Below are 13,299 nucleotides of genomic sequence, written 5' to 3' on the forward strand. Positions count from 1 at the left end.
ATGCGAAACTCTTACTGTCTTTTGGTCCGGGGCCGGGTTAGGTTGCGTCGAAGCTGACAAAGCGGAGAAGCACCATGAACGCCCCCGACACCAAGCCCGCATTGCGTGCCAAAGACGCGCCCGACATGGGCAAGTTCGCATGGGATGACCCGTTTCGTCTGTCCGACCAGTTGAACGAAGATGAACGCATGATCGCGGCCAGCGCGCAGGCTTACGCGCAGGAAAAGCTGCAGCCGCGCGTGACCGAAGCGTTCCAGAACGAAGAAACCGACCCCGAGATTTTCCGCGAGATGGGCGAGATGGGCCTGCTGGGCACCACGATCCCCGAGGAATACGGTGGCGTTGGGGCAGGGTACGTCTCTTACGGTCTTGTCGCACGCGAGGTCGAGCGTGTGGATTCCGGTTATCGCTCGATGATGTCGGTGCAAAGCTCTTTGGTGATGTATCCGATCTATGCCTATGGCAGCGAGGAGCAGCGACGGAAATACCTGCCGAAACTGGCCAGTGGCGAATGGATCGGCTGTTTCGGTCTGACTGAGGCAGATGCAGGTTCGGACCCGGCCGGTATGAAAACAAAGGCCGAGAAGATCGACGGTGGGTATCGTCTGACCGGCAGCAAGATGTGGATCTCGAACGCGCCGATTGCTGATGTGTTCGTGGTTTGGGCAAAGTCCGATGCACATGATGGCAAAATCCGGGGCTTCGTTTTGGACAAGGGGCTGAAAGGTCTAAGCGCCCCGAAAATTCAGAACAAACTGAGCCTGCGCGCCTCGATTACTGGCGAGATTGTTCTGGATGGTGTCGAGGTCGATGAAAGCGCTCTGCTGCCGCATGTTCAGGGCCTCAAGGGACCGTTCGGCTGTCTGAACCGCGCGCGGTACGGCATCAGCTGGGGAGTCATGGGGGCCGCCGAATCCTGTTGGCACAACGCGCGTCAATACGGTCTGGATCGGAAACAGTTCAATCGACCGCTGGCGCAGACGCAGTTGTATCAACGCAAGCTGGCGGACATGCAGACCGAGATCGCCTTGGGGCTGCAAGCAAGCCTGCGCGTCGGTCGTCTGATGGATGAGGCCGAAGCCGCGCCTGAAATGATCTCGATTATCAAACGCAACAACTGCGGCAAGGCGCTGGATATTTCGCGGATGGCGCGGGACATGCACGGGGGCAATGGGATTTCTCTGGAGTTCCAGGTCATTCGACACATGGTTAACCTTGAAACCGTGAACACCTATGAAGGCACGCATGATGTTCACGCGCTGATCCTGGGGCGGGCGCAGACCGGGCTGCAGGCGTTCTACTGAGGTTGTCGTGTAATTGGTATTATGGTTAAAAGCTGTTGCTGCCAAATACCAGATTGCACAGCAAATCAAATAAGTTACGGTGCGAACCCGAACCAGTATTCGGGAATGTGACATGGAACTGAGCGGAAAGACTGTGGTTGTAACCGGAGCCGCTCAGGGCATTGGCAAAGGCTTGGCTGAACGGTTCGCCCGCGACGGTGCCAAGGTGGCCTGCGCGGATATCGACGCGGATGGTGTACATTGCGTGGCCAAGGATATTGGCGGCCACGCGCTGGTTTGCGATGTTTCGAAAGAAGCTGACACTCAGACGTTGATCGAGACCGTCGAAAATACGATCGGTCCGATTGACCTGTTCTGTGCCAATGCCGGTATTCTCACGCTTGGCGGCCCGGAGGTCCCTGACGAAGATTGGAACCGGATCTGGAAGATCAATGTCATGTCCCATGTCTGGACCGCACGCCATTTGGTGCCGGGGATGATCAAGCGTGGCAGCGGCTATATCATGATCACGGCTTCGGCTGCGGGATTGCTGAACCAGCCAGGCGCTGCGCCGTATGGCGTGACGAAACACGCGGCCGTTGGCTTTGCCGAGTGGCTGTCTTTGACCTACGGACACAAAGGTCTGCGTGTGTCGGTCCTGTGCCCGCAGGCCGTTCGGTCCGAGATGACACGCGGACACGAGGTTTCGGTCGCGTCGATTGATGGAATGTTGGAACCTGAAGACGTGGCGCAGGCCTGTGTCGAAGCCATCCGTTCCGAGCAGTTTCTGGTGCTGCCACATCCTCAGGTTTTGGATTACATCCGCCACAAAGCTGGGGATTATGATCGTTGGCTGGGCGGGATGCGTAAGTTAAATCAGCAGTTTATCGAAGACAGCTAAGGCTTTTTGCGCGCTTTACGCATCAGGCCTTCCTGTGCGACCGAGGCGACCAGGGTGCCGTCCTGCGCGTAAATCGAGCCGCGGTTGAAGTTGCGTCCCTGCCCGCTCCACGGTGACTCCATCGCGTAGAGATGCCAGTTTTCAAAGCGAACCGGCGCGTGAAACCACAATGCATGATCCAGGCTGGCAAAATTGACCTCACTACTGAACAAACTCAGCCCATGCGGCCGCAATCCTGATGTCATCAGGTACATGTCTGACGCGTAAGCCAAAAGAAGATGCTGAGTTACCGGATCGGCATCCGCAGCGGCGTTCATGCGGAACCAGATCTGATTGTGATCGTCAGATTTTTCGGGGCTAAAGGGATTCTGGTGGTTCACTTCACGCACCTGGATTGGCCGCTCGCGCAACAGCTCGCCGCGCAGTTTCTCGGGCACCAGATCGACGTATCGCTGACGCAACTCGGACCGTTCCGGATAGCTTTCCGGAGCCTCAGAGTGCGGCATGGCATGTTGATGGTCCCAGCCTTCATCCTGAACATGGAAAGAGGCCGACATGTTGAGGATTTGCTTGCCGTTTTGAACTGCGACAACGCGCCGTGTGGTCATTGAACCTCCATCTCGCGCTCTATCAACTTGATAAATAACGGGAATGGATGGGTCTCCGGCGCGAATGAAATAGGCGTGCAGAGAATGGCACAGGCGATCATCTACGGTTCGGTATGCGGCCGCCAGAGCCTGCGCAATAACCTGACCACCAAATATACGGGTCGGAGTTTCGCCGCCGGAACCGGTGCCGCGAAACAGGTCGACCTCAAGCCTTTCAATGTTCAAAAGGTCCAAGAGGATACGTTCTGCTTCGGTCATGCCAAGGTCTCCGGTTTGTCGTCTCGGGCTTGGGTATCAGCGCCGGAAAGGTCATTCAATCATTGCCCCGAGGACAAGCGCCTTTAACTCAGCCCGCGACGGGTATGAACTGGACGGTGACAGCTGCGTGAAGAAGACGGTCGTCAGATCGTTTATCCGGTCGATCCAGAAAAAGGTGGAAGCCATGCCGCCCCAGCTGAAATCACCCACCGAGCCCGGAACACGGGTCCTGCCAGGGTTCAGCATCACTGCGCCACCAAGGCCAAAACCGGTGCCTTCCATGGGTTGCTCGGCAAAGCTCTGTGGTCCCATCGAGGCTATATCGCCCGGTAAGTGATTGCGCAGCATGTAATCTACCGTTTTCGATCCCAATGGACGGTGTCCGATACCCTGCCCCCGGTTCCGCAGCATTTCGGTAAAACGGGAATAGTCGTCGATTGTCCCAACCAGACCACCGCCGCCCGAAAAGGTTGTAGTGCGTTCAAACGGAGATTCTCCGGCCTGATCGACAAGCCGAAGGGTGTCAGTGCCGGTTTCAGCTGAATTCAGCGCCATCGCGTCTCCGGCCAAAGGGGTATAGAGCGAGGCAAACCGCTCCCCTGCCCCCGGCGGCACATGGAATCCTGTATCCTGCATTCCCAGCGGTTCAAAGATCTCCTGCGCAAAGAACTGGTCCAGCGGCTGACCCGAAACCACTTCGATCACGCGCCCCAGAACGTCTATACCGACAGAATACTCCCACCGGGTGCCCGGCTGAAACGCCAGTGGAAAATCGGCCAGATCGGTCACACGATCCGCCAGAAGGCCTTGATTTGGCTTGAACATCAGGTCCTGTTCATCCATCGCCCGAGGCAGCACTCCGGGGTTGAACGGGTAGCTGAGGCCGCTTGTGTGAGTCAACAACTGGTGCAATGTGGGCGTCGGGGCGTATTCCGTTTGGTCCAGCCGGTCGGCACCCGGAATCAAGGCCTGCATGTTGCGGAATTCCGGAACGAAATCTGATAGTTGGGCGTCCAGATGAAACAGTCCGCGCTCGGCCAGCATCATCAGCGCGACAGTGGTCACCGGCTTGGTCATCGAATAGATGCGTACGATCGTGTCGCGCTGAAACGGCAGACCGTTTTCGACGCTCCTTTGACCGCAGGCGTTGAAAAACACCTCGGCCCCTTCGTGTTTTACCAGCAAAGAACTGCCCGCGTATTTCCGTTCATCGACATAGCGTTGCATCCAGTCGGTGATACGGGTCAGGCGCCTGGGATCGAACGCTGTCATCTGCAACCTGCCTTCCGTCTCATTACCGCGATCTTGCGGCCTTACACGCTGAATTGACAGGGAAATCGACCAGAACGGTACGTTTGACCCAGCGGGCTGCTACACTGAGTAGATAGAGGATTCGCTGTCACGAGTTGGAGACATTTCACCACCTACCCTATCGGAGGAGAAATATGACACAAGATATTGAATTTGTGTACGATTTCTGCAGCCCGAATGCTTTTCTCGCGTACAAGGCCCTGCCCGCTCTGGCTGATAAACATCGCGTCAGGATAAAACATGTTCCTGTTCTGCTGACTGCAGTGTTCAAGGCCACCAACAACCAAAACCCGTTTAAGGCCTTCTCGGAAAACCGCCAGAAAACGGCATACCTGACCCATGATCTGCACCGGTTTGCGCGTGCTCGGGGCATAAGTTTTCACATGAGTCCGCACTTTCCGGTCAATACCAAATTTCCCATGCGTGGCGCGGTGTTTGCATCCGGGAAATCGTGGGAAGCCAAATACATAGATGCCATATTTGATGCCATCTGGGTGCATGGTCAAAAGGTCGACGAGATCGGCGTTCTCACCGAAATCCTGCACGAGAACGAATTGCCTGTACGCAAGCTCCGCGAGGCGATGACCAGTGTCGAGGTTAAGCAGCAGCTCAAGGAGCAAACCAAAGCCACCGTAAAGCGTGGTGTCTTTGGCGTTCCAAGCCTTTTTGCAGGGTCCGAGATGTTCTTTGGCAAGAACAGCCTGGGAAATCTGGAACTGGAGCTTTCAAAGGGGGCCTAGGCCTTTAGCGCGGCCAGTCCATGTTGCGCGAACATCGGGACATACGAGCCCAGAACCACGGCGCGCTTCGGATCCGATGCGTTGCCATCCTGCGCGCGTTTGTAGACACCCTGCAGAATTCCCGCCATGCGGAAGAAATTGAACGCCAGATAGAAGCCGAAATTGTCGATGCCGGACAGGCCGCGACGTTGGCAATACCGGTCGACAAAGGCCTGATCGGACGGCAACCCCAGACTGTCCCGGTCGATACCTGCCAGCCCCCGGCCCTCGGTACCGGGTGGCATCCGCCATTGCATGATCACAGCCGCCAGATCCGCATAGGGGTGCCCGATGGTCGACAGTTCCCAATCCAGCACACCGATGCACTGAGTACCGTGTTTCTCGAACATCAGATTGTCGATGCGGTAGTCGCCATGCACCAGCGTCCTTTGCCCGTCATCCTTTGGAATGGCATGTTCCAGAGCTTCAATCAGGGCGTCCATCTCGGGAATTTCCGCAGTCTCCGAGGCGCGGTACTGTTTGGTCCAGCGCGCAATCTGCCGTTCGAAGTAATTTCCGGGCGGTCCGTAATCGGACAGCCCGGCGGATTCGATATCAACCATGTGCAGCGCGGCCAGAACCCGGTTCATTTCATCCAGAACGGCGCTGCGGGTATCGTTGCTTTCGCCGCTCATGGTGGGATCCAGAAATATGCGCCCGTCAAGATGTTCCATGACGTAGAAATCTGAGCCGATGACGCTGTCATCTCGACACAGCAGATACATCCGGGGGACCGGCACCACACTGTCGGCCAGAGCGGACTGCACGCGGAATTCCCGGTCCACCGCGTGCGCGGATTTCAACAATATCCCAGGGGGTTTGCGGCGTAAAACATACGTCTTCTCAGGGGTTTGCAGAAGAAAGGTCGGGTTGGACTGGCCAACCGCAAACTTGGTTGCCTCCAGCGGGCCTTGATACCCCGGAAGATGGGCGCTGAGATAGGCGTCGACGGCTGCGATGTCCAATTGCGTGCTACTCATCCTGCTCCTCCGGATCACAGCTTAAAAGGCTTCGGCAAAGATGTTTCCGGCCGTCACCACATTTATGCCGCCGGATACCGGGATCACCGCGCCGGTCACGTAACTCCCGCCGCGCCCGCACAGAAACAGCATACAGCCAGCGATGTCCTCATCGCGCCCAACGCGCCCCAAAGGGACGGATTTGCCAACTTTTGCCCGTGTCGCTTCGTCGCCCGTGGCAAAGGCCGTCATGCGTGAAACAAAAGGCCCAGGCGCCAGCGCGTTGACCGTGATGTGGTAGGGTGAGAATTCCTTGGCCATGATCTTTGTCAGGTGCAGGACAGCCGCCTTCGACGCCGAATAGCTGTAGGCGCCGTCACCCATCGGCACCTCGCCCATAACCGACCCCACGTTGATCACCCGCGCCGGATCGTCGGTAGAACCAGATGCCATCAACACAGGCAACAGCTTTTGGGTCAGGTCGAACAGGCCCGCGACATTGACCGACATGATCTTTTCCCAGGCTTCATGGGGAAATTGACCCATCGGCGCGCCCCAGCTTATGCCTGCGTTATTCATAAGGATATCAAGGCGATCTGTGCGGTTCCTGACTTCGGACGCAAGCGCTTCGACCCCTTCCATGGTGGCAACGTCGCCGCCGAAGCCTTCGGCCTGACCGGAGGCATCCAGCGCATTCAGCTCTGCCGCGACGGCTTCGCAGGCCTCGGCCTTGCGCGAAGCGATCAGGACGCGCGCCCCGGCCCGCACCAGCGCCTCGGCCGCCATTCGCCCAATCCCGGTGGCGCCACCGGTGACAAGCGCAGTCTTGCCTTGCAAAGAGAAAAGCGTTTCGGGGGTCATGGTCTGCTCCTGTTGTTCTGTGCCGGGTGCTTCCCCGGAATGGACGTCGATGAGCGAAACAGGAGGTTTCTTGACAAGACCTGTTGCTGCGCCAAAGCTCTTATCTACTGAATAACAAGGATAACGGGTCTGATATGCAAGCTTTACTCAGCGTCGCGCCGGGCGGGCCGGAAACATTGGAACTGACCACCCTCCCCGATCCATCACCGGCACGGGGCGAGTTGCTGATCGGAATCAGGGCGGCGGGCGTCAATTTCCCGGACACGCTGATCATCCAGGACCGTTACCAGATCAGACCGCCTCGCCCCTTTGCGCCGGGCGGTGAAATCGCAGGTGAAGTGCTGGCCCTCGGTGAAGGCGTCAGCGGCTTTAAAATCGGCGACCGGGTACTGGCACTGACCGGCCACGGTGGGTTCGCCACGCATCTGAGCATCCCGTCGGCCACCGCTGTCAAGTTCCCTGACACGATGCCGTTCGAGGATGCGGCCTGTTTCATTTTCACCTATGGCACCTCTTATCACGCGTTGAAGGATCGGGCTGATTTGCAGCCCGGTGAAACACTGCTGGTGCTTGGTGCCGCAGGCGGTGTCGGGTCTGCTGCGATCGAGCTGGGCAAGGCCATGGGCGCACGGGTGATTGCCGCCGTATCCTCGCAAGACAAAGCGGATTTCTGCCGAAGTCTGGGCGCGGATGAGACGGTTTTGTATGCGCATGACATGGATCGGGACTCGCAGAAGAAGTTCATCAGTGAAATCAAAGATTTGTCTGCGCCTTTGGGAGTAAATGTCGTCTATGACGCGGTGGGTGGAGACTATGCCGAACCCGCACTGCGCAGCATGGCTTGGAACGGCCGCTTTCTGGTGGTCGGTTTTCCGGCGGGCATTCCAAAAATTCCACTGAACCTGCCGTTGCTCAAAGGCTGTCAGATCATGGGCGTGTTCTGGGGCGCCTCGGTGATGCGCAATCCCGTCGGGCATTCGAAAAATGTGAGGAATTTGTTCCAGTTATACAGCGAAGGAAAAATCAAACCAAAGATCAACGCACGGTATCCGCTGGACCGCGCATCCGAGGCGCTGTCGCATATGACAAGCCGCTCTGCTTTGGGTAAGACCGTAGTGACAATGCCGGTTCACGCCGAAGATGAGTGACGTCACTTCCCCCACTCGCCCTATGCGCGCGTTGGCTGGTGGACATTGACACCCTTTAGCGTCTATGAATTTCCCATGGGAACAGTGAAGTAATGCACAAAGCTTTGATTTTGAATGGTCCGAACCTGAACCTTCTGGGCACAAGGCAGCCCGAGGTTTATGGCGGCACCACGTTGGAAATGGTTGAGGACTTGTGCCTGAACCACGGGGCCTCCATCGGGGTTGAGGTTTCGTGCTTTCAGTCCAATCACGAAGGGGCGCTGATTGACGCCATTCATGAGGCCAAGGGGGATCAGGACGGGATCGTGCTGAACGCCGGCGCCTTTACCCACACCTCCATCGCTCTGATGGATGCAATCGCGTCGGTCGAGCTTCCGGTGATCGAGGTGCATCTGTCCAACATCCACGCGCGTGAGACGTTCCGGCACCTGTCGTATATTTCAAAGGTCGCTATCGGCCAGATTTGCGGCTTTGGCGCACAGGGATATGTGCTGGCGCTGGACGCGTTGGCCACGCATCTGAAAAGCGGGTCTTCTGCATGACGCTGAGTGAATATCTGCATTTCCTCAGCTACACCAAAACTCTGGAAGAGCTTTGGGATGCCCATTGTCGCCAGATGGCAAGTTTCGGTTTTGACCGCCTGATCTATGGGTACACCCAATACCGAACGGCGACCTCACTTGGTGACCCCGAGGATTTCGTGATTCTGACCAATCATGAAAAGTCTTATCTGGATGGATTCCTGCGGGATGGGATGTATTTCCATGCTCCGATGCTGAAATGGGCGTTGCACAATGAAGGCGCAGCCAGCTGGAACATCGCGCAGGACATGGTGGCCAACGGCAAGCTGACGGCGCAAGAGCTGGACGTTCTGGAATTCAACCGGTCGCAGGGCGTGACCTTCGGATACACGATCAGCTTCACCTCGGTCTCGATGCGGTCGAAAGGGGCAATTTCCCTGTCGTCCGGAGGCGCGGCCAGTCAGGCCGAAGTGGATGCGATGTGGGCCGAGCACGGCGATGACATCCTGCTGATGAACAACGTCGCGCATCTGAAAATCCTCACCCTGCCCTACAACGCCCCCAATCGGGCTTTGACCAAACGCCAGCGCGAGGCGTTGCAATGGGTCGGAGACGGCAAGACCACGCAGGACATCGCGTTGCTGATGGGACTGACTTCGGCAACGGTTGAAAAGCACCTGCGCCTGGCGCGTGAGGCCCTTTCCGTGGAAACCACAGCGCAGGCAGTTCTGAAGGCGTCATTGCAGAATCAGATGTTCGTGATGGAGGCTTAGCACTCCGAAATCTGACGCCAAATTGCGTCAATTTACCCTAGGTAAGGAAAACATGACTTTCCATTCCTGAGGCGGAGTTGCAAAGTGAGATGGTTCCGTGAGTGGTGGCTTTAGCCAGGGAACATTTGGTTGGATCTTTGCAATACCAGGGCTCTCCAACCGCTCTGACAAGAAGGCGCCTATTTGCCGCGTCCGATTGCCGGAATTTTGGGGGGCCTCGACCATCCCCATCATGCGGGGCCCCTCAATCAATTCAACGAACACCAGGACGCTTCGGCGTCTTTTTTTATTCCCGCACGAAAAAACCGGTCACGTTTTGCGCAACCGGTTTCGACATTTGTGTGTCCGGATCCCTTGCGAGGCCCGGAGATAGTCCTTAGCCCTGAGCGGCCTTGGCAACTTCGGCTGCGAAGTCTTCTTTTTCGACCACGATGCCTTCGCCAACTTCCAGACGGATGAAGCCGGTGATGGTTGCGCCCGCTTCTTTGGCCGCTGCTTCAACGGTCAGGTCCGGGTTCACAACGAACTGCTGGTTCAGCAGAGTCGATTCCGCGACGAATTTCTTCATACGGCCTTCGATCATCTTTTCGATCACCTGCTCCGGCTTGCCGGATTCGCGGGCGATGTCCATCTGAACCTGCTTTTCTTTCTCGACAACAGCCGGGTCCATGTCCGCTTCGGACAGAGCCGCCGGGTTCACAGCTGCGATGTGCATCGCAACCTGCTTGCCGATCGCTTCGTCACCACCGGTCAGAGCAACCAGAACGCCGATTTTGCCCATGCCGTTGGTGGCTGCGTTGTGGACGTAGGACACAACGGTGTCGCCCGACAGTTTGGCCATGCGGCGCACCGACATGTTCTCGCCGATGGTGGCGATCTTGTCGGTCAGAGTGTCAGCCACGTTCTTGCCACCCAGGTCAGCCGCCAGCAGAGCGTCGACATCTGCAACGCCTTCGGCTGCGTAAGCGATCTTGCCGACCATTTCCTGGAACTCGGCGTTTTTCGCAACGAAGTCGGTTTCCGAGTTCACTTCGACAGCAACACCGTTGCCACCGTTGACGTGAACTGCAACCAGACCTTCTGCTGCGGTACGGCCCGATTTCTTGGCCGCTTTGGCCAGGCCTTTGGTGCGCAGCCAGTCAACGGCTTCGTCCATGTTGCCGCCAGTTTCGGTCAGCGCTTTTTTCGCGTCCATCATGCCTGCGCCGGTCTGGTCGCGCAGTTCTTTAACCATTGCTGCTGTGATTGCCATCTCTTGGCTCTCCTCAATTCAAACGGAATTGGGGCAGGTCATACCCTGCCCCATATGTCATTTACGTGACGGGCAGCTTACGCTTCGGCAGATGCTTCTGCTTCGGCCGGCGCTTCTTCTGCAACGGCTTCTTCAACCGGCGCTTCTTCGAAAGCACCCAGGTCAACGCCTGCTGCACCCATCTGAGCGGTCATGCCGTCCAGAGCGGCACGTGCGGCCAGGTCACAGTACAGAGCGATCGCACGGGCTGCGTCGTCGTTGCCGGGGATGATGTAGTCAACGCCGTCGGGCGAGCAGTTGGTGTCGACAACAGCCACAACCGGGATACCCAGCTTGTTGGCTTCGGCGATGGCCAGTGCTTCTTTCTTGACGTCGATGACGAACAGCAGGTCTGGAACGCCGCCCATCTCACGGATGCCGCCCAGCGAAGCCTGCAGCTTGGCCTGGTCACGCTCCATGCCCAGGCGCTCTTTCTTGGTCAGGCCTTCGGCGCCCGATTCCATCGCTTCGTCGATCTGGTTCAGACGGTTGATCGACTGGGAAACGGTTTTCCAGTTGGTCAGCGTGCCGCCCAGCCAGCGGTGGTTCATGAAGTACTGAGCCGACTTTTCAGCCGCTTCGGCGATCGGGCCGGCGGCCTGACGCTTGGTGCCAACGAACAGAACGCGGCCGCCTTTTGCAACGGTGTCACGAACGGCCTGCAGCGCCTGGTCCAGCATCGGAACGGTCTGGGTCAGGTCCATGATGTGGATGCCATTGCGCGAGCCGTAGATGAACGGGCCCATGCGGGGATTCCAACGCTGTGTCTGGTGACCAAAGTGAACGCCAGCTTCCAGCAGCTGACGCATGGTGAACTCGGGAAGAGCCATGCTATTTTCCTTTTCCGGTTTACGCCTGGGCGGGGGTGAAAGAAGCGGATGCTCCAACCGGCGGTCTTGATGAGGATGTCTCCCTCAAAAAGGCCAAACCCCGCCTGCGGGTTTGAATGGCGCGCGTATACGGCAGGTTGGGATGTAGCGCAAGGGCCTTTTGTCCCTATTTTTCAAGCCGCGCTAAGCTATGCGCATGTCGCACGGCCTCTTCACAATGCGCAGCCAGCGCCTTGCGGTTTTCAAAGTCGCTGACCTTGGCCGGGGCATGATAGATCAACTCGACCCATCCCTGCCTGCGCGCGCCAAGTGTCTTCAGCAGATGCGGTCCGAACTCCATGTCTCCCCACCAGCCGTAGAACCGGCCCGGCTGACCTTCGGGCGCGTGAAAGACCGCCGAAACCGGCTGCACATACATAAAGTCACGCAGTTCGTCCGCGAAGAACGCGGCAAAGAGCGTTGTTTTGAATGGCAAAACTCGCAGGCCGTCGGTCGAGGTGCCTTCGGGAAAAAATAGCAGCTTGTGGCCGGCTTTAAGGCGGGTCTCGAACACTTCGGTCTGTTCTTTGGCTTTCTTGCGGTCCCGCTCGATGAACACGGTTCCTGTCGCGCGGGCCAACCAACCGATGCCGGGCCACTTCGCAACTTCGGCCTTGGACACGAAATAGACCCGCTTGCGTGCATTCAGCGCGAAAATGTCCAGCCAGGACGTATGGTTTGCAACCACCGCCCCGCGTTGCCGCATCAACTCCCCTGAGGTTCGAAGGCCCATCCCGAGGATGCGAAATGCGTTGCGGCACACAAATTGCGTGATAAACGGCGTGACCGGACGGCGCACGCCGAATAGCGGGAGTTCGATCAGGCGAATGGTCAGAAGGACGACCAGCCCCCCAAACACCAAAAGGGCCAGAGGCACCCCGCGCAGGATAACCAGAACCCAGCCCACCAGCCCCAGATTGATCGGGTCCGGCGCATCCTTACTGTTCCACAGCACGTCGTTCACCGGGTTACGCTCCGCCATAGATACGTTTCTGTCGCTCGTTCATGCGGGCGGTGTCGAGGATCAGGCACACGTCGGTTGTGTTAAAGGCGCGGTCGATGAAGGCCCCCTCGCCCACGAAACCGCCCAACCGCAGATAGGCTTTGATCAGCGCCGGAACCTGCACCATCGCCGCGCGTCGGTCCAAATCATCTGGCGCCACGAGGTTCATGGTTTGAAACACGTCCGGCTGTGCCCGCACCCTCAGATCGGGCGGGGCCAGATGGTTGTGATGTAGCATCGACAAGGGTTGCGCCAGCTCCTGCACATCGGTGCCGTGAAAACTGGCGACGCCGAACAGAACCTCGATCTCGCGCTCGGTGACATAAGCCGCCAGACCGTTCCACAGGTGATACATCGCCGTGCCACCGCGATAGTCGGGATGCAGGCAGGATCGGCCCAGTTCCAACAGCTTGCGGCCACTTTGTTTCAAAATGGTCAGGTCATATTCGTCCTCGGAATAGAACTGTCCCAATTCTGTTGCACGTTCGCCCGGTAACAGCCTGTAAACGCCCACAGTTTCGCCGGTGACGTTGTCGATTGCCAGCATGTGGTCAAAATACGGATCGAACCTGTCGCGCTCCAGCCCAGCCTCGTGATCGACCATCTCTCCGCCACCGCCCAGTTCGCGGACAAACACGTCATAGCGCAGCCGTTGGGCTGCGCGCAATTCGTTCTCGGTCTCGGCGAGTTTGACGGTAAAGGAAGGACCTGCATCCGGCATTTGTGGTTCCGTT

Annotated in this window: 14 protein-coding genes; 6 read left to right on the forward strand and 8 right to left on the reverse strand. The window is 57.8% G+C overall.

The genetic code is table 11. The annotated features are described in order from the left end of the window. Positions 1-74 precede the first annotated feature (74 nt). Together ACR0NT_RS00410 and ACR0NT_RS00415 are read left to right on the forward strand one after the other, a co-directional pair. Complete coding sequence (locus ACR0NT_RS00410; protein WP_170442754.1) at positions 75-1,304, forward strand: acyl-CoA dehydrogenase; 1,230 nt, start codon at positions 75-77, stop codon at positions 1,302-1,304. 112 nt (positions 1,305-1,416) lie between these two features. Next, complete coding sequence (locus tag ACR0NT_RS00415) at positions 1,417-2,184, forward strand: SDR family oxidoreductase (RefSeq protein ID WP_170442752.1); 768 nt, start codon at positions 1,417-1,419, stop codon at positions 2,182-2,184. Here the strand turns inward: ACR0NT_RS00415 and ACR0NT_RS00420 are convergent. Both ACR0NT_RS00420 and ACR0NT_RS00425 read right to left on the reverse strand, forming a co-directional pair. Then, a complete protein-coding gene (locus tag ACR0NT_RS00420; protein ID WP_170442750.1) occupies positions 2,181-3,050 on the reverse strand; it encodes an acyl-CoA thioesterase in 870 nt (289 codons plus the stop codon). The genes ACR0NT_RS00415 and ACR0NT_RS00420 overlap by 4 nt on opposite strands. 51 nt (positions 3,051-3,101) lie before the next feature. Then, positions 3,102-4,322: a serine hydrolase domain-containing protein gene (locus ACR0NT_RS00425; RefSeq protein ID WP_170671475.1), complete on the reverse strand. Its 1,221-nt coding sequence runs from the start codon at positions 4,320-4,322 to the stop codon at positions 3,102-3,104. 173 nt (positions 4,323-4,495) lie between these two features. Here ACR0NT_RS00425 and ACR0NT_RS00430 point away from each other — a divergent pair, with 173 nt between their 5' ends. Beyond that, the gene (locus ACR0NT_RS00430) at positions 4,496-5,101 is read left to right on the forward strand and encodes a 2-hydroxychromene-2-carboxylate isomerase (RefSeq protein ID WP_170671473.1); all 606 of its coding nucleotides are present in this window, start codon (positions 4,496-4,498) and stop codon (positions 5,099-5,101) included. Here the strand turns inward: ACR0NT_RS00430 and ACR0NT_RS00435 are convergent. Together ACR0NT_RS00435 and ACR0NT_RS00440 are read right to left on the reverse strand one after the other, a co-directional pair. Then, positions 5,098-6,120, reverse strand: coding sequence for a phosphotransferase family protein (locus ACR0NT_RS00435; protein ID WP_170671471.1), 1,023 nt, complete (start codon positions 6,118-6,120; stop codon positions 5,098-5,100). The two genes, ACR0NT_RS00430 and ACR0NT_RS00435, sit on opposite strands and share 4 nt — an antisense overlap. Before the next feature lie 21 nt (positions 6,121-6,141). Beyond that, complete coding sequence (locus ACR0NT_RS00440; RefSeq protein ID WP_170671469.1) at positions 6,142-6,960, reverse strand: SDR family NAD(P)-dependent oxidoreductase; 819 nt, start codon at positions 6,958-6,960, stop codon at positions 6,142-6,144. Between the two features lie 134 nt (positions 6,961-7,094). Between ACR0NT_RS00440 and ACR0NT_RS00445 the strand changes: the two genes are divergently transcribed. The 3 genes from ACR0NT_RS00445 (at position 7,095) to ACR0NT_RS00455 (ending at position 9,402) form a co-directional block, all read left to right on the forward strand. Beyond that, positions 7,095-8,108, forward strand: a complete 1,014-nt coding sequence (locus ACR0NT_RS00445) for an NADPH:quinone oxidoreductase family protein (RefSeq protein WP_170671467.1) — start codon at positions 7,095-7,097, stop codon at positions 8,106-8,108. A gap of 92 nt (positions 8,109-8,200) precedes the next feature. Further along, positions 8,201-8,650 (forward strand): type II 3-dehydroquinate dehydratase, encoded by a 450-nt coding sequence (gene aroQ / locus ACR0NT_RS00450; protein ID WP_170442737.1) that lies wholly within the window; start codon positions 8,201-8,203, stop codon positions 8,648-8,650. Then, the gene (locus tag ACR0NT_RS00455; protein WP_170442735.1) at positions 8,647-9,402 is read left to right on the forward strand and encodes a helix-turn-helix transcriptional regulator; all 756 of its coding nucleotides are present in this window, start codon (positions 8,647-8,649) and stop codon (positions 9,400-9,402) included. The genes aroQ and ACR0NT_RS00455 overlap by 4 nt, the downstream gene beginning before the upstream one ends. 376 nt (positions 9,403-9,778) lie before the next feature. Here ACR0NT_RS00455 and tsf read toward each other — a convergent pair whose 3' ends face one another. The 4 genes from tsf to olsB form a co-directional block, all read right to left on the reverse strand. Beyond that, on the reverse strand, positions 9,779-10,654 hold the full coding sequence (gene tsf / locus ACR0NT_RS00460; protein WP_170442733.1) for a translation elongation factor Ts: 876 nt from the start codon (positions 10,652-10,654) through the stop codon (positions 9,779-9,781). Positions 10,655-10,731: 77 nt separating this feature from the next. After that, positions 10,732-11,523, reverse strand: a complete 792-nt coding sequence (gene rpsB / locus ACR0NT_RS00465; protein WP_170442731.1) for a 30S ribosomal protein S2 — start codon at positions 11,521-11,523, stop codon at positions 10,732-10,734. A 166-nt stretch (positions 11,524-11,689) separates the two neighbouring features. Beyond that, positions 11,690-12,544 (reverse strand): lyso-ornithine lipid O-acyltransferase, encoded by an 855-nt coding sequence (gene olsA, locus ACR0NT_RS00470; RefSeq protein ID WP_170671465.1) that lies wholly within the window; start codon positions 12,542-12,544, stop codon positions 11,690-11,692. Beyond that, a complete protein-coding gene (olsB, locus tag ACR0NT_RS00475; RefSeq protein ID WP_170671463.1) occupies positions 12,531-13,286 on the reverse strand; it encodes an L-ornithine N(alpha)-acyltransferase in 756 nt (251 codons plus the stop codon). Before olsB ends, olsA begins: the two co-directional genes overlap by 14 nt. Positions 13,287-13,299: the final 13 nt, after the last annotated feature.

It is taken from the genome of Ruegeria sp. AB10, assembly GCF_056542745.1.

What these genes read in the sequence shown, in the direction of transcription:
- ACR0NT_RS00410 (WP_170442754.1), top strand. Translation starts at nt 75, where the DNA reads ATGAACGCCCCCGACACCAAGCCCGCATTGCGTGCCAAAGACGCGCCC.
- ACR0NT_RS00415 (WP_170442752.1), top strand. Translation starts at nt 1,417, where the DNA reads ATGGAACTGAGCGGAAAGACTGTGGTTGTAACCGGAGCCGCTCAGGGC.
- ACR0NT_RS00420 (WP_170442750.1), bottom strand. Translation starts at nt 3,050, where the DNA reads ATGACCGAAGCAGAACGTATCCTCTTGGACCTTTTGAACATTGAAAGG.
- ACR0NT_RS00425 (WP_170671475.1), bottom strand. Translation starts at nt 4,322, where the DNA reads ATGACAGCGTTCGATCCCAGGCGCCTGACCCGTATCACCGACTGGATG.
- ACR0NT_RS00430 (WP_170671473.1), top strand. Translation starts at nt 4,496, where the DNA reads ATGACACAAGATATTGAATTTGTGTACGATTTCTGCAGCCCGAATGCT.
- ACR0NT_RS00435 (WP_170671471.1), bottom strand. Translation starts at nt 6,120, where the DNA reads ATGAGTAGCACGCAATTGGACATCGCAGCCGTCGACGCCTATCTCAGC.
- ACR0NT_RS00440 (WP_170671469.1), bottom strand. Translation starts at nt 6,960, where the DNA reads ATGACCCCCGAAACGCTTTTCTCTTTGCAAGGCAAGACTGCGCTTGTC.
- ACR0NT_RS00445 (WP_170671467.1), top strand. Translation starts at nt 7,095, where the DNA reads ATGCAAGCTTTACTCAGCGTCGCGCCGGGCGGGCCGGAAACATTGGAA.
- aroQ (WP_170442737.1), top strand. Translation starts at nt 8,201, where the DNA reads ATGCACAAAGCTTTGATTTTGAATGGTCCGAACCTGAACCTTCTGGGC.
- ACR0NT_RS00455 (WP_170442735.1), top strand. Translation starts at nt 8,647, where the DNA reads ATGACGCTGAGTGAATATCTGCATTTCCTCAGCTACACCAAAACTCTG.
- tsf (WP_170442733.1), bottom strand. Translation starts at nt 10,654, where the DNA reads ATGGCAATCACAGCAGCAATGGTTAAAGAACTGCGCGACCAGACCGGC.
- rpsB (WP_170442731.1), bottom strand. Translation starts at nt 11,523, where the DNA reads ATGGCTCTTCCCGAGTTCACCATGCGTCAGCTGCTGGAAGCTGGCGTT.
- olsA (WP_170671465.1), bottom strand. Translation starts at nt 12,544, where the DNA reads ATGGCGGAGCGTAACCCGGTGAACGACGTGCTGTGGAACAGTAAGGAT.
- olsB (WP_170671463.1), bottom strand. Translation starts at nt 13,286, where the DNA reads ATGCCGGATGCAGGTCCTTCCTTTACCGTCAAACTCGCCGAGACCGAG.